This is a genomic window from Photobacterium sp. DA100 (genome assembly GCF_029223585.1).
GTDB lineage: Bacteria > Pseudomonadota > Gammaproteobacteria > Enterobacterales > Vibrionaceae > Photobacterium.
On the sequence record NZ_CP119423.1, the window covers coordinates 2,414,732 to 2,429,335 of the forward strand.

14 protein-coding genes and 2 tRNA genes are annotated in these 14,604 nt (G+C 46.4%); 7 read left to right on the top strand and 9 right to left on the bottom strand.

The window, feature by feature from the left end; translation table 11 throughout:
• Positions 1-239 precede the first annotated feature (239 nt).
• Together nikR and PTW35_RS11125 are read left to right on the top strand one after the other, a co-directional pair.
• Positions 240-659, top strand: coding sequence for a nickel-responsive transcriptional regulator NikR (gene nikR / locus PTW35_RS11120; protein WP_281025046.1), 420 nt, complete (start codon positions 240-242; stop codon positions 657-659).
• Between the two features lie 106 nt (positions 660-765).
• A complete protein-coding gene (locus PTW35_RS11125) occupies positions 766-1,689 on the top strand; it encodes a triose-phosphate isomerase (protein ID WP_281025047.1) in 924 nt (307 codons plus the stop codon).
• Positions 1,690-1,793: 104 nt separating this feature from the next.
• On the opposite strand, the gene PTW35_RS11130 is transcribed toward PTW35_RS11125, so the two are convergent.
• A complete protein-coding gene (locus tag PTW35_RS11130) occupies positions 1,794-2,609 on the bottom strand; it encodes a sulfite exporter TauE/SafE family protein (RefSeq protein WP_281025048.1) in 816 nt (271 codons plus the stop codon).
• A gap of 207 nt (positions 2,610-2,816) precedes the next feature.
• Here PTW35_RS11130 and PTW35_RS11135 point away from each other — a divergent pair, with 207 nt between their 5' ends.
• From PTW35_RS11135 to PTW35_RS11150, 4 genes are read left to right on the top strand one after another with little or no spacing between them, the layout of a single operon-like run.
• Complete coding sequence (locus PTW35_RS11135; RefSeq protein ID WP_281025049.1) at positions 2,817-3,434, top strand: Crp/Fnr family transcriptional regulator; 618 nt, start codon at positions 2,817-2,819, stop codon at positions 3,432-3,434.
• Positions 3,435-3,440: 6 nt separating this feature from the next.
• Positions 3,441-3,812, top strand: a complete 372-nt coding sequence (locus PTW35_RS11140; RefSeq protein ID WP_281025050.1) for a DUF202 domain-containing protein — start codon at positions 3,441-3,443, stop codon at positions 3,810-3,812.
• Positions 3,809-4,129, top strand: a complete 321-nt coding sequence (locus PTW35_RS11145) for a DUF202 domain-containing protein (RefSeq protein ID WP_281025051.1) — start codon at positions 3,809-3,811, stop codon at positions 4,127-4,129. Before PTW35_RS11140 ends, PTW35_RS11145 begins: the two co-directional genes overlap by 4 nt.
• Positions 4,130-4,137: 8 nt before the next feature.
• Positions 4,138-5,433: an anaerobic sulfatase maturase gene (locus tag PTW35_RS11150; RefSeq protein WP_281025052.1), complete on the top strand. Its 1,296-nt coding sequence runs from the start codon at positions 4,138-4,140 to the stop codon at positions 5,431-5,433.
• 149 nt (positions 5,434-5,582) lie between these two features.
• Here the strand turns inward: PTW35_RS11150 and PTW35_RS11155 are convergent.
• A tRNA-Leu gene (locus tag PTW35_RS11155) sits at positions 5,583-5,669 on the bottom strand.
• 138 nt (positions 5,670-5,807) lie between these two features.
• A tRNA-Gly gene (locus PTW35_RS11160) sits at positions 5,808-5,883 on the bottom strand.
• Positions 5,884-6,148: 265 nt separating this feature from the next.
• Between PTW35_RS11160 and asnA the strand changes: the two genes are divergently transcribed.
• Positions 6,149-7,156, top strand: coding sequence for an aspartate--ammonia ligase (gene asnA / locus PTW35_RS11165; protein ID WP_281025053.1), 1,008 nt, complete (start codon positions 6,149-6,151; stop codon positions 7,154-7,156).
• 80 nt (positions 7,157-7,236) lie between these two features.
• On the opposite strand, the gene arsJ is transcribed toward asnA, so the two are convergent.
• The 6 genes from arsJ to PTW35_RS11195 all read right to left on the bottom strand — a co-directional run bounded on the left by arsJ (position 7,237) and on the right by PTW35_RS11195 (position 14,333).
• Positions 7,237-8,466, bottom strand: coding sequence for an organoarsenical effux MFS transporter ArsJ (gene arsJ, locus PTW35_RS11170; protein ID WP_281025054.1), 1,230 nt, complete (start codon positions 8,464-8,466; stop codon positions 7,237-7,239).
• A 92-nt stretch (positions 8,467-8,558) separates the two neighbouring features.
• Positions 8,559-9,560: an ArsJ-associated glyceraldehyde-3-phosphate dehydrogenase gene (locus tag PTW35_RS11175; protein WP_281025055.1), complete on the bottom strand. Its 1,002-nt coding sequence runs from the start codon at positions 9,558-9,560 to the stop codon at positions 8,559-8,561.
• A 359-nt stretch (positions 9,561-9,919) separates the two neighbouring features.
• Positions 9,920-10,414, bottom strand: coding sequence for a dual specificity protein phosphatase family protein (locus PTW35_RS11180; RefSeq protein ID WP_281025056.1), 495 nt, complete (start codon positions 10,412-10,414; stop codon positions 9,920-9,922).
• 74 nt (positions 10,415-10,488) lie between these two features.
• The gene (locus tag PTW35_RS11185) at positions 10,489-11,250 is read right to left on the bottom strand and encodes a metalloregulator ArsR/SmtB family transcription factor (protein WP_281025057.1); all 762 of its coding nucleotides are present in this window, start codon (positions 11,248-11,250) and stop codon (positions 10,489-10,491) included.
• A 95-nt stretch (positions 11,251-11,345) separates the two neighbouring features.
• Entirely contained in the window at positions 11,346-12,443 is a 1,098-nt protein-coding gene (locus PTW35_RS11190; protein ID WP_281025058.1) for an alpha/beta hydrolase, read from the bottom strand.
• A gap of 252 nt (positions 12,444-12,695) precedes the next feature.
• Positions 12,696-14,333: a choline dehydrogenase gene (locus PTW35_RS11195; protein ID WP_281025059.1), complete on the bottom strand. Its 1,638-nt coding sequence runs from the start codon at positions 14,331-14,333 to the stop codon at positions 12,696-12,698.
• Positions 14,334-14,604 lie beyond the last annotated feature (271 nt).

A 14,604-nucleotide genomic window follows, 5' to 3' on the forward strand; every position in this document is an offset into this window, starting at 1 on the left:
GGGTCTAGCCCCATTTCGGGCTCATCAGTAAAACCCAAAATCCACTGTTGGTTATTTGAGGCACTAAGTTGGAAAGAAAAAAAGAAACAACTAATTACAGCCAATAACCGGAAGAAATATTTATTCGACGGCATCACGTTTTTACTTTTTAAGTTTGGATATGTAGTTAACACTATCACCAAATTCGTGTTAACGTGAGTGATAGATATCACACAAATAAAAAGAGTGACCAATATCACATGAGAGATTCAAACAAAGAAATCATTCGATTTTCGCTTTCTTTTCCAGGAGAACTTTACCAAGAAATGATGACAAACCTCGGTGATCGTCAATATCAATCACGATCGGAATATTTCCGCGACCTATTCAGGGGAAGTCGTACCCATGATGAATGGCGTTCACCAAACCGCGAGGTAGTCGGTGTTCTCAGCATCGTATACAATCATCACCAACGAGGGCTTAGTGAAAAAATAAATGCAATTCAACATGATAGTAAAGCTCACGTCCAATGTACGACTCATGTCCACCTTCAACACGAGTTATGTTTGGAAAACACCGTTATCGTTGGCAAAAGCGCAGATGTAACGGCACTGGCCAATCAAATATCAGCGTTAAAAGGCGTCGAACAAGCACAGCTCATTCAACATCAAAATAGGTAGAGTGACATAGATCACAATATGTATTTTGGTGACTTATATCACTAATTCAATTTAGCGATACTGATATATTCAGTTGACACATCCTACAAAGACGTGAACCTAAACAATGAAAAAGAATATTCTAATTAATTTAAAACGATTTGAAGTAAACAGAGAAAATGGCGGAGTATGCCCATCTGATAATCCTGTCCAATGGATTAAAAACACTATCCAAGGCATTATTGATTCAGGTTGGGCTAGTAACAGCAAAATAGAACTCACCGTTTTCGTTCCTGACATCCTCTTGATCGCAGCAGTCGAACAGATAAAAACCAATCCGGCCCCTTCAATTGCCAATATACGTATAGGAAGCCAGAGTTGTCATCGTGAGGATGTGGCTGTCGGCGGCAATTTTGGCGCATTCACATCACACCCGCTAGCCTCAACACAGGCGATAGTGGGGAGTAAAGTAAGCCTCATTGGTCACTGTGAAGAACGACGCCATCTTAACTTTATCCTTGCACAATATACTGAAGCTGAATCATTTTGCCCCCACACAGCCAATAAGGTTGTCAGTGATATCATCAGTGAAAAAGCTTGCCGTGCCCTAGGGCAGCAAATGAAGGCCGTTATCTGTATCGGCGAGACAGCCGAAGAACGTGGCAAAGGGACAGAGCAAGAGCAGCTAGCAAGAGCTAAAATCGTTCTGGAGAACCAAATCGTTAGTAGCCTTGCAAAAATCCCTCCCGCACAGTTAGAGGGCAATATAATACTTGCTTACGAGCCGGTTTGGGCGATTGGCCCAGGTAAAACACCACCGAATAGTGATTATATTGGGCTTATCACAGATTTCATCAAGCAAACAGTCAATGCCAATTTCAAAACCACTCCACCTGTCGTTTATGGTGGGGGGTTGAAAGCTGAAAATGCAGCGATGCTTGCTGATATTTATCAACTCGATGGCGGACTTATTGCCCTGACGAACTTCATCCATCCCATTGGTTTTCAAGTTGATGAGCTTGGCAAGATCTTATCAATTTACACTTCATAGAAAATAATAATATAAAAAATAAAAAGCCCCTCCATAATTTTTAGGCGGGGCTTTTTTTGACTATTTACTATGACACCATAATCAAATAAAATTCAGTGATAACGTTAAAACAAGGTATACATTAACAAACTCACCGATATCACTGTTAAAGTAATTAAATACGTTGTTTTTTCTGAGATCTTTTCTAATAGCGAAGCCGCAACAGGAACACCAATAAATGAACCAAACACAAAGTAAATGGCAGTACTCACATCTGCCTGCCCGCCTTTGGCATAACCTAACGCGGCAAAACCTGACAGGAAAAGCGCCAGTACAACCGATGAACCAATGGCTTTTTTAATGTCCACATTCAATATGTTATTCAATACCGGTAGTAATAAGACGCCACCGCCCACGCCTGTCGAGCCAAGCACGGAGCCGCAAAACATACCGGATAATAAAGCTTTTCTATCGGTATTTCCGGTACCCGTCATTGCTAATTTGGCTTGAGGCTTTGCCCTGAACTTGTGATAAACAGACATCAAGGAGCCTACCATGACCACGGTTACCAAACCGGTAATGATTGACTGAGTCATATCTGCATGTAATGGGTGCTGGTTAAAATAGACTACAATCTGAGTCACTAGAAAAGTCAGCGGCATTGCCCCGACAAATAATATTGAGATTTGCCGCCATGAGACATTTTTTGCTTTGACATGAATGATAGAGGCATTTATTTTTACCAGCGCTGAAATTAAACTTGCGGTACCCACAGCGAGCACTGGAGCCATACCACAAAATATTTGCAGCATCGGGATCAATAAGACACCACCACCGACACCAGTTAATCCAAGGCACAAACCAAAAATACTGCCAAGAGCAATTTTTAGCATGATCCCATCGGTAGTTAATATCTCGATCACAAGGCTAAACATATCCATATTGTGTTTCCTAGCATAATTGTAATTATTTACTTCTAAAGATTTTGCTAGGTCTATTTTATGAGAACATCTCAATTAAATTTTATGGCGGTGATCAGGTTTAATATGGTAACCACAGTAAATTTTTATGGCGACGATCATATTTGTTTATCTCATTATCAGGTATGGTATCCACTGTAATTTTGTTGTGTATAGCGGATAATAGCTGTGGATATTCGAACCCAATTAACCCACCAAATAGAGCTAAAGAGTTTTGCCAAAAAACAGGTGGTGTATCGCAGCGGAGTACCAGCCAAAGGCTTCTACTACGTTGATGAGGGATTAGTTGGCCTATACCAAGTCTCTGAAACGGGGAAAGAATCTCTCCTTAGGATCTACGGCCCGGGATCTTTTTTCGGCTACCGCTCTCTTTTCACCAATCAACATTACCCGTCCACCGCAAGGGCAATGCTTGCTAGCAAAATAGTCCATGTCGACGTTAACGACTTTAAGTCTCTCGATCTTGTGGCACCGAGCCTTGCAGACTTCCTGATGAAGGAAGTCTGTGCCGAACTGGGCGAAGCCGAAAAGCGGTTGATGCAATTCAACGCCTTCAGTGCCAAAAAGCGTATCCTTGATACCATTTACTATGTGTTCCATACCTATCCAGAGTATCCCTGGACCTACCGGGAAATCGGCGAGTACAGCGGAACAGATACCACAACCGTGATCCGCTACTGTAAGACACTGAAAGAATCGGGAATACTCGAAAGCAACAGCCGCAAGCCACTTCCCGTCAGCCTCCACCAGCTCGCTGATTATCGTAAATCACTATTGGTCAATTAACGCATCATGAAATCACTCAGACGTCGACTTCCACGCAAGACTTGGCGCCATGAAGGGCAGGCACCAGATTACCGCTTCTCGCTAGCGAATGAACGGACTTATCTGGCCTGGATACGCACAGCGCTGGCGCTTCTTGCAGGGGCTATCGGTATTGACCAACTGACACCGGATCTTGCCGATCCGCTTGTTAGGATCAGCCTTTCCTCTTTTTTGTGCCTGTGCTCAGGTCTGCTGGCTGTATTTGCCTATCGCCGCTGGGCCCAAAATGAGAAGGCTATGCGGGCTAACCAGCAACTCAAGTATACCGGCTTTCTCAAAATCATTAGCCTTGTGATGCTGTTCCTTACCTCGGTTGTAATTTTGGTTATCCTGTTATGAATAGCGATCCCGGCCTGCAGCCTGAACGAACGGCCATGTCTTGGCTAAGGACACAGCTGGTTTTATTCGCTTTGGGGCTGCTCTTTCTCAAAGTAACCGAGCATAGCCATTTCATTGCGTTACCCATTATGGGTTTTATTACGATGCTACTGGCAATACTTGCCTCGTTATACAGCCGCTATCGGTTTACCCAAGTATTCGAAAATAACATGACGGTTTCGGCCAATGAGTGTTGGATAAAGCAATCTCTCTCTCTGCTAATTGCACTGCTGGCAATTGGCTACCTTGCCTACCTCTGGGCCCCAAGTTTAAATTAGGATTATTGATGCAACCATCTTTTGGCTGCCACGTGATGGCAAAACCTACCGGCTCAGTCTGTAACATCGATTGTGAATACTGCTTCTACCTAGAGAAAGATAAGCTATACCCTGAAAGGCAAAGTGACTGGCGGATGCCTGACGACACCCTCGACGCTTATATCAAACAGCATATCGAGGCCCAGCCCGGCCATGAGGTTCAAATCACCTGGCAAGGCGGTGAACCTACCCTAATGGGACTGGACTTTTTCCAGCAGGCGGTTGAGCTGTGTGACAAATACGCTAACGGCAAACAGATCACCCATGCTTTTCAAACCAACGGCATTTTACTCAACGACAAGTGGTGCGAGTTTTTCAAACAACATAACTTCTTAATTGGCGTCTCCATTGATGGTCCTGAAGATCTCCACGATCATTATCGCCAAACCAGAAGCGGGAAAGGCACACACCAAAAAGTCCTTGCTGCTATTGAACTATTGAAAAAGCACCAGGTTGATTTCAACACCCTTACCGTGGTCAATGCACTGAACGTTAAGCATCCACTGCGGGTGTACCAATTTCTCAAAAGTACCGGTTCAACCTTCCTGCAGTTTATCCCTCTCGTCGAGCGTGATTCAGCCCAGCAAGACAACCCTATCCAGAACCTTGCCAGCCCCGGCGAGGCTTTTGGCAAAGTTACCAAGTGGTCGGTTGCCCCTGAAGAATATGGCCAGTTCCTGACTACCATTTTTGATTACTGGGTACGCAACGATATCGGCCGGACCTTTGTCCAAATGTTTGATACCACCCTTGCCAGCTGGCTGGGCCAACCACCCGGTATCTGTATTTTTTCTAAACAATGTGGCCATGCCTTTGCCCTGGAAGCCAATGGAGATTTGTACCAATGCGACCATTATGTCTATCCCGAGTACAAACTCGGTAATATCCATGAAACCACCATTTCGGAGATGAACCACAGTGAAGAGGCGATCAAGTTCGGCAAGGATAAGTTCGATTCACTGAACGACAAATGCCGTCAATGCCGCTATCTGCCTGCGTGCCATGGGGGCTGTCCCAAGCACCGGTTTGAACGGGGCCCATCCGGAAAAATCGATCACAGCTACCTATGTGCAGGCTACTTCAAGTACTTCAAGCATGTTGATGAAGCCATGTCTATCATGGCCCGGCTATTGCAAAACCACAGGCCGGCCTCTGACATCAAATACTTCTTATCAGAGCAGCCTGCACCATCCAAAATAGTAGGCAGAAACGACCCTTGCCCTTGCGGAAGCGGTAAAAAATACAAGAAATGCTGTGACAAATAGCGCCTGAAATGACAGATAAAAAAAATCCCGACATAAGTCGGGATTCTTTTGTTTGGAGCGATACACAAGGTTTCTGGTCTTTAGGCTGCTGGTCGTGACTTCAACCTTGGCTTGGTTGCACTCTACCAACTGAACTCGTGTTATATAGATGGTGCCCCGGGCCGGACTTGAACCGGCACAGCGCGAACGCCGAGGGATTTTAAATCCCTTGTGTCTACCAATTTCACCACCAGGGCACGCAATGCTTTGCGATGCGTTTCGTAAAGTAAACACCATCTTTTTCTTACCGCTAATCGCCGTAAGATTTTAATCTGGAGAGACGTGGCCGACTAGGTACACAAGGTTCCTCGTTGAAGCACATCAATCTTTAAATTTGGAGCGACACACGAGGTTCGAACTCGTGACCTCAACCTTGGCAAGGTTGCGCTCTACCAACTGAGCTAGTGTCGCATTGCTGCTTTAGGGCGTTGCCCTGAAAACGAGATTTACTTTAACGGATTGAGATTTTTCGTCAACATTAAATTTTAACTTTACGAATCAATTGATTAAAAAGCAGCCCACCTTGTAGGTATCACGCACAATCAGCATCGGATTTGCACAACACACGGCCACTACAAACATAGGAATGGTCACAAAACGCTAGACGCTGAAACTTGGCTAACGTAAGGTGTTGCCATGAAGATATACAGCTAAATCAATAACAAAGGGAATTTTCATGAAATTGAGTGTACCAGATAATTACCGCCCCTTACTGGGACTACGAGATACGGAAGTCGCAATCAAAAAGCTAAAAGACTATTTCGAAGATGCTTTAGCTTATGAGCTGTACCTGACTCGAGTTTCAGCCCCGCTTTTCGTTAAGCCGGAAACCGGCTTAAATGACAACCTTAATGGCACCGAACGTCCGGTGGATTTTGATTTGTTGGACGACAATAACGCCCGGGTTGAAGTCGTGCATTCGCTTGCAAAATGGAAGCGTATGGCCCTGGGTCGTTATGGTTTCCAAAAGGACGAAGGTCTATACACAGACATGAACGCCATCCGCCGCGACGAAGAGCTGGACAATATCCACTCAATTTACGTCGATCAGTGGGACTGGGAGAAAGTTCTCGATAAGTCGATGCGTCATGAAACCTACCTTCATACCACGGTCGAAAAAATCTACAACGCCTTCCTCAAGACAGAAAATTACATCTATCAAGAATATCCTGTCTTGGAAAAGCGTCTTCCACCCCAAGTGACATTTGTTACCTCGGAAGAATTACTGGAAAAATACCCGAGCTTGACGCCAAAAGAACGCGAAAATGCAATCTGCGAAAAGCATGGCGCGGTTTTTATTCGAAATATCGGCCATGCCCTATCAGATGGCGAGAGGCATGATGGCCGAGCTCCCGATTACGATGACTGGAACCTTAACGGTGACCTGCTATTCTGGAACCCAATTCTAGGCAATGCACTGGAACTTTCATCTATGGGTATCCGCGTTTGTGAAAATAGTCTGACCGAGCAGCTAGCCATTGCCGGCTGTGAGGATCGCGCTTCACTGCCTTTCCATAGCATGGTACTGGATAAATCATTGCCTTATACCATAGGGGGTGGTATAGGACAGTCGCGTATTTGCATGTTTTTCTTGCAAAAAGCACACATCGGCGAAGTGCAGTCTTCTATCTGGCCTGATGAGATGATTGAAGAGTGTGAAGCCAGCAACATTCTTCTTCTGTAGTCTCACTCTTAAGAGGCCCATCCAATAGAAAAGGCCCCGGCAGCAATACCGGGGCCTCACAGATGGAGCGACTCACAAACTTATACTGTATTGATTCCTGGATGGGCCGGCAAGCGGATTGAGATAATTGTTGTCGCCACCAAGAAGGCCACCGACACCCACAAGCACGCCGCCAAGCCTGCAAACTGATAAACCAAACCAGACAGTACGGTACCAATCAAGCGACCCATCGCATTGGCCATGTAGTAAAAGCCAACATCCAACGAGACACCGTCATCTTTGGCGTAGCTGACTATCAAGTATGAATGCAGCGAGGAGTTAACGGCAAATACCGCACCGAATACCAACAATCCCGCCACAATGGTCAGCTCAGGCTGCCAGTTGAACTGCACTCCGAGGGCAACAAGCATGGTGATGATACTGAGCAGACCCGCCCACCCCATCGCAGCCCGGCCATCTGGCACTGTTCCTTTGGCCTTACCGGTAATTTTCGGTGCGAGCCCCTGAACAAAGCCGTAGGCAATCACCCACAGGGCCAGAAAGCCACCGACCATGGTGTGGTCCCAGTCAAACACCTGACTAAGGTAGATTGGCAACGCAACCACAAACCAGACATCCCTTGCGCCGAACAGGAACATACGGGCGGCGGACAAAATGTTGATACTCGAGCTCTTAGAGAAGATTTGCTTGAACTTAATTTTGTTCTTCGCCTTGCCCATGTCTTTTTCCAGCAATGCAAGACTCAGAGTCAAAACCATTGCCAGCAGTGCCGCCATGGCCAACACAGCGCCTTTAAAACCGACCACCGCCAACAGCAAACCGCCAATGAAAAAGCCCGCACCTTTGAGGGCATTCTTGGAGCCGGTAAGAATAGCGATCCACTTGTATAGCGCTCCCTGCTGTTCACCGGGAACCAGGGTTTTGATGGCACTCTTGGCACTCATCTTGTTAAGATCTTTCGCGATCCCTGACAAGGCCTGAGCCAGCATGACCCAAGGTACAGTCAGATACGCGGACGGCACCGCAAGCATGAGCAGCGCACCAACCTGCATCGCCAAACCAATGTTCATGGTGCGATTCAAACCCAGCTTGGCCCCCAGCCAACCACCTATCAAGTTGGTGACTACGCCGAAAAATTCGTAGAACAAGAAGAGCGAGGCGATCTGCAGCGAGGTGTAACCCAACTGGTGGAAATGTAAGACGACCAACATACGCAATGCGCCGTCGGTAATAGTGAAGTTCCAGTAATTGAATGTCACCAGCATGTACTGACGAACATCTTTGGAGAGCTTGGCAATAGCCGAAATCATGCAATAACTCACTCTACTGTTTGTTGCTGTTTACCACTATTAATAACGAGACCAGCCCCAATATCAGGGGCTGGTCATTGGTACAGCGTTACTTACACCAGGCCAACCTTGCGGATCAGCTCGGAAGTACGTGTTGCGTAACCCATTTCGTTGTCGTACCAAGCATACACTTTTACCATGCGGTCGTTCACAACCATGGTTGATAGGGCATCAACGATTGTTGAACGCTGGTCGCCTTTATAGTCGATAGATACCAGAGGGCGATCTTCGTAACCCAGAATACCTGCAAGCTCGTTTTCAGACGCTTCTTTCAATGCAGCGTTAACTTCTTCAGCAGTCACGTCGCGGCTTAGATCGAAGATGATGTCTGTCAGTGAAGCATTGGCTAGAGGCACGCGAACCGCATGGCCGTTAATCTTGCCTTCAAGCTCAGGGAAGATATCAATGATTGCTTTCGCAGAACCTGTTGTGGTTGGGATAAGGCTCATACCACACGCACGGGCACGGCGAAGATCTTTGTGCGGCGCATCAAGGATAGTTTGGGTGTTTGTCAGATCGTGAATCGTCGTAAATGACGACTGCTCAATACCAAATTTCTCGTGAATAACCTTAACAACAGGGGCAATACAGTTAGTGGTACAAGAAGCCGCTGTAACAATCTGGTGCTTATCAGCATCAAACAGGTAGTCGTTCACACCGACGACCACGTTCAGTACGCTGTCATCTTTAACCGGCGCTGAAACCACAACACGCTTAACGCCCTGTGCTAGGTACTTATTCAGGTGCTCCATTTCACGGTGAACACCGGTTGCTTCCAGAACGACATCACAACCAGACCAGTCTACCGCATCGATATCGCGCTCTTGCGTACAACGGATCACAGAATCACCAATCTGCATTGATTGGCCATCAGAAGTGACAGCATGATGCCAGCGGCCTTGTACTGAATCGAACTCCATCAAGTGAGCTAATGTTTTGGCATCACCTGCCACATCATTGATCTGGACAAACTCCACTTCTTCCCAATCAAACGCAGCACGCATCGCCAAACGACCAATACGACCAAAACCGTTAATGCCTACTTTGATAGCCATAATCTACTTTCCTTAAACCGTTAACTTTAACATATGATTTGTCATATATATGGTATGCCGCATATACTAGCCAGATCCGAACCGCTTTTCCAGATCTTTTTTCAAATAATTACCACTGTCATTGCCAAGGTGACGTTAGGTATGGAGATACCTGTGCCACCTGCACAACACGAGGGTTCACAAAGCAAATTATAGTTAGGCTGCTGCCTGACTATTGCCCGAAGACTTCTAGGTGATAGCCAGGTGGTAACAAGAAAAGACGGCCCGAAATGACAACATCAAAGAGATAAACGACAAATACAAAAATGCCCTGCAAAGGCAGGGCATTCAATGAGTAAGGAAAGCCTGACGGCTATGGCTTACTTATACTGCTGGATGTAGTCAATATGCGGCTGGCGCTGGAAGGCACCCGGACGAAGCGCTTGGATCTTCTCGATCGTTGAGTTCAGTTCCGCACCGCGAGAAAGCATAATGCGTGCTGCAATCAAACCGGTACGGCCTGAGCCGCCCATGCAGTGGACAGCAATCGCATCGCCGTTATCCAACATGGCCTGAGCCGCCTTGTTAGCTTCAGGAAAATTAGCCTCAAACTGAGGACCCGGTGCACAGTCATCTTCGATAGGAAGGTGGAACCAACGCATACCTAGGTTACGGCACTGTTCTGCCAATGCTTCTAAACCGCCTTCAGGCAGATCTTCAGGCTCAAGGGCTGTCAGTACTGCTGTTGCGCCAGCTTCTTTTAATTGCACCAGAGAATCATACAAAGAAACGTCCTTAGTGCCAGGACACGGCGTCAGCAACAATGTGCCACTATCTTCTAAAGGCAAAGTCCAGAACGGATGTGTGTTTGACATATTTGCACCTATAAATAAGTAAATGAAATTTTAATACCCGGCGGGAGTACCGAGCGTTTTATAATCGTAAAAAACTAGTTCAGTTTACTGAAGCCCGGCCTTTTGCGCTCTTGGCGCAGGCTAAGCTTTAGCTTCTCGTCATTGATCATACTAGGATTGCCGTTTCTCACCGTGGCTAGTACATGGCGAATCCAAACCGGCAGTTGCTTGGCCAGGTGATAAAAAATCCATTGCCCTTCACGCTGGGTTTCCAACACACCGCCGTCACGAAGCAAGGCTAGATGGCGAGACACTTTCGGCTGGCTAACACCCAGCACATCAACCAGATCACCAACAGTTAGTGCTTGCTCATCTTCTATCAACATCAAGATACGAAGACGAAGCGGATCGCACAGAATCTTAAAAAACTCGACGGGACCAATCACCGAATCATGCTCTTCCCCATTGAGCATCAAATACAATGCAATCCTACTTTCCAAGCCGTCTAAGGTGTCACGAAAAGGTTGGTCACCACTCTGGGGCTTGGGATCTTTAAAGTCCCAATGCAGAAGCGCGTCTGAATCAGGGAACAAGGCACATTCATTACTGGCCTTGTCACACAAGGTGATCACGGTATCAAAATGCTGCCCTTCGAGTTCCGCAGCCGAGCAACTCTTCAAGTTATCGCTGTTGATGCCGCGTTCGGCCAATACACGGTAAACACGAGGATCCACTTCCTCTGGTGCCATCCCTGCACTAACAACTTGGTAATGCTCACCCGCCATATGCCGCATTGCAGCTTCAGCTAACTGAGAGCGGGCTGAGTTTCCGGTACATAAAAATAGGATTCGTTTCATGTGACTTGCGCAGCAAATAATACATATGGAAAGCATTATATATGCTTTCCATTATATGTAAATCCCCGCGAGATTAGAGTGGGAGGGAGTTGGTGCTACACCGTATTCTCTAGCACCCACTTACTGACTTTCGCCGCAACAGCAGGATGATTGAGCAAGTCGAGGTGATCGACCCCACCGACAACCCACTTATTTTCTGGTGGGTAATTCAATGCCATTACACCCTTCGAGCTCTCTGCCAGCGCACTGGACACAGGCACCAAGCCATCCCCCAACCTACGGTTGTTTTCATCTTGAATATTTTTGCCAAGACAAGAGGCAACGGCATAGCACTGGACAGCATCAGGTAAAGTCGGCCGTTGGATCAGCTCGGTACCGGTCACTTTATCCTGATCAGCTTGCTTGAAAGGGATTGTAGGTGCTTGCCAGTCTTCGTGAACAATGTAACCACGACTAAGATCCTTACTGCCACTACTGCGTATCTCTCCCAGCTTTTGCAAGAACTTAAGCTGGGGGGTATTAGCCACCTGTTCATCAATCCAACAGGCGAGCTTGGCCAGAGGGGCACCATTGTGTGGCGTCCCCAAGGTGATAAAGGTGCGAAGGGCCGACAGCCATTGCAGTTGGTTGATGCCGGCATAGTAGCAAGCACTGCGGGTCACCAACCCCCCCATGCTATGGCCGATGATCACCAGCTCTTTCACTTCGCAGGGCCAAGCCTGAAGCAATTTCTCCAACCGAAAAGCAAACTCTTCTCCATTCAAGGAAATATGGTTGCCTGTGTTGTACCATAAATAGATCGGCGTATAACCCGCGTTGATAAACTGCTTGCCATGGTCGTGGCCTTTTCTCACCCAACCTTTATCGGCCATACACCAGCCATGGACACACAATACAATGCGATTTGAAGCATCTGGCAGCTGCCTTTCGAGATCTGCAGTATCGTCGCTTAGATTTTGGCTATGATCAGTGAACACCATAGGTATGGCAAACCGACTATTCCTCTGGAGCAAGTGGTCCCCAACCAAACCATTAAAACTTGCCAGCAAAGCATCCCCCTGCGCTGGCGGTAAGCCATGTTCAAGCAGCTCGACAACACGCTGTTTGGCGAACTCCGAGTTTTCTATCACTTTGGTAGAAATATCTTCCTTGAGGCTTTTGAGCTTTTCGCTCCATTCATTTTTAGAAATCATTACTACCTCAAATAAACTTCCTGCTATTTATCTGATAGTAAGCATATAGATTAGAATTAACAACTGATTTTGGCCGGTGATCGTGAAGGTAAATTATAAAATGAGAGTTAAAATAGAATCGTTCTGAATAAATAATAAAACTATTTATCATAGAATAAATAATTAGAATGTTCATTCTAACATTCACATAAAGTAAAAAGACACTGTAAGAATAAATCCTACCGTGCCTTTCTTTTTATTCATCGATGTCGTTTATGCAACGCAATCTTTCATCGCAGATACATTTTCTTCTCTGATAGATATATCATTTAAAATCATATCTGCAGCTTTTTCGCCAATCATAATGGTAGGCGCGTTGGTATTTCCACCCACTAATGTCGGCATAATAGAGGCATCCACAACCCGCAAGCCAGTAATACCATGAACGCACAAACGCTCATCGACCACGGCGAGCGCATCATGCCCCATTTTACATGTACCAACCGGGTGATAAATTGACTCGGCCTTATGCCTGATAAACGCTTCTAGCTGCTCGTCAGTTTGTACTTCCTTACCCGGGAACACTTCCTTTCCACGGTAGTGGTCGAAACCCTCTTGCTTTAAGATCTGCCGAGACATCTTAATCGCCTTGAGCATCACTTCAATGTCTTCAGGGTGGCTAAGGTAGTTTGCCTTTATAAGAGGTGGCTGCAAGGGATCGGTACTAGCGAGCCCTAGGCTTCCCCGACTCTTTGGGCGAAGGTTGCACGCATGGAGCGAATAGCCATGTTTGACGGTTTGTAGTAAATCCAAGCCATGGTTATCAAGGTAGCAAGGTGAGAAATGGAACTGGACATCCGGCTTATCAAGCTCGGGAGAGGTTTTGGCAAAGCCACCAGCCTCAGCAATATTGGTCGTAAAATTTCCCTTTCTAAACAGCAAGTAATCAAAAATACCTTTAATGGATCTGGTTAATGCTATAGGAGAAAAACCGACAGAATGAAATGTCCGCTCGCGGGTGACCACCAGTACATCAAGATGATCCTGGAGGTTCTTGCCGACCCCCGGCAGGTGGTGCTTCACTTCAATACCGTGAGCTTCGAGCTCTTGTCTGTCCCCCACCCCAGATAGCATCAGCAGCTGCGGACTGTTGATGGCCCCGCCGCTCAAAATAACTTCTCGCTTGGCCGTGATCTTATATTTAACCCCCGCTTTACGGTACTCCACCCCGGTTGCCTTACCCTGTTGGATCAGTATCTTAGTTGTAATTGCATCCGTGATAACAGTCAGGTTTGGCCGCTGTTCAGCAGGTCGTAAAAAAGCAACCGCCGAGCTACACCGCTGGCCGTTTTTCTGAGTCACTTGATAATAACCGACGCCGGCTTGCTCTTTACCGTTGAAGTCTGTCGATATCTGATGGCCAGCCTGCTCAGCTGCTTTGAGAAACGCGTCGGAAAGCGGATTATTAATTCGAAGATCAGAGACATGCAGCGGCCCATCAGCGCCGTGATAGTCATCTCCGCCGCGCTGCTGGGTTTCGGATTTTTTGAAATAGGGCAGCACTTCATCATAGCTCCACCCTTTGTTGCCCAACGCTGCCCACTCATCATAGTCACTGGCATGCCCTCGGATATAACACATGGCATTCGAGGAGGAACTTCCTCCCAATGTCTTGCCCCGAGGCCAGAAGAGTTGCCGGTTGTCGAGGTTGGGCTCTTGCTCTGTGTAATAGCGCCAGTTCATTTTCTTTGAGTGCATCATTCCAATGATACCCAATGGAACGTGAACAACCGGGCTGCTATCTTTTGGGCCCGCCTCGACAAGGCAGACTTTTAAAGAAGGATCTGATGATAGTCTATTTGCAAGCACGCATCCCGCCGAACCCGCCCCTACAATTATGAAGTCATACATAACTTTCCCTCAATACGATATCCTTATTCAGCCAGCCAATTATTTAATCCAGTCTTCATCATCTTTTTTATTTAATCATAGTGTAGTTTAATTTTTCAGTGGTAAATACATCGCGGCTCTGCATTTATTTTTCAGATAAAAATAAAAAGTGATCCATATTAAACTTTTTGCATTTAATGCAAGACAAGAACTCAGACCAGTGTAAATATGTATTGGTTAAAGGAATACAGCATTTCTGAATTCATAAAACTTAACGGTTTTCTCTAGTCTA

Excerpts from the sequence above, each read along its gene's own strand:
- nikR (WP_281025046.1), top strand. The coding sequence starts at position 240 with ATGAGAGATTCAAACAAAGAAATCATTCGATTTTCGCTTTCTTTTCCA.
- PTW35_RS11125 (WP_281025047.1), top strand. The coding sequence starts at position 766 with ATGAAAAAGAATATTCTAATTAATTTAAAACGATTTGAAGTAAACAGA.
- PTW35_RS11130 (WP_281025048.1), bottom strand. The coding sequence starts at position 2,609 with ATGGATATGTTTAGCCTTGTGATCGAGATATTAACTACCGATGGGATC.
- PTW35_RS11140 (WP_281025050.1), top strand. The coding sequence starts at position 3,441 with ATGAAATCACTCAGACGTCGACTTCCACGCAAGACTTGGCGCCATGAA.
- PTW35_RS11145 (WP_281025051.1), top strand. The coding sequence starts at position 3,809 with ATGAATAGCGATCCCGGCCTGCAGCCTGAACGAACGGCCATGTCTTGG.
- PTW35_RS11150 (WP_281025052.1), top strand. The coding sequence starts at position 4,138 with ATGCAACCATCTTTTGGCTGCCACGTGATGGCAAAACCTACCGGCTCA.
- asnA (WP_281025053.1), top strand. The coding sequence starts at position 6,149 with ATGAAATTGAGTGTACCAGATAATTACCGCCCCTTACTGGGACTACGA.
- arsJ (WP_281025054.1), bottom strand. The coding sequence starts at position 8,466 with ATGATTTCGGCTATTGCCAAGCTCTCCAAAGATGTTCGTCAGTACATG.
- PTW35_RS11175 (WP_281025055.1), bottom strand. The coding sequence starts at position 9,560 with ATGGCTATCAAAGTAGGCATTAACGGTTTTGGTCGTATTGGTCGTTTG.
- PTW35_RS11180 (WP_281025056.1), bottom strand. The coding sequence starts at position 10,414 with ATGTCAAACACACATCCGTTCTGGACTTTGCCTTTAGAAGATAGTGGC.
- PTW35_RS11185 (WP_281025057.1), bottom strand. The coding sequence starts at position 11,250 with ATGAAACGAATCCTATTTTTATGTACCGGAAACTCAGCCCGCTCTCAG.
- PTW35_RS11190 (WP_281025058.1), bottom strand. The coding sequence starts at position 12,443 with ATGATTTCTAAAAATGAATGGAGCGAAAAGCTCAAAAGCCTCAAGGAA.
- PTW35_RS11195 (WP_281025059.1), bottom strand. The coding sequence starts at position 14,333 with ATGTATGACTTCATAATTGTAGGGGCGGGTTCGGCGGGATGCGTGCTT.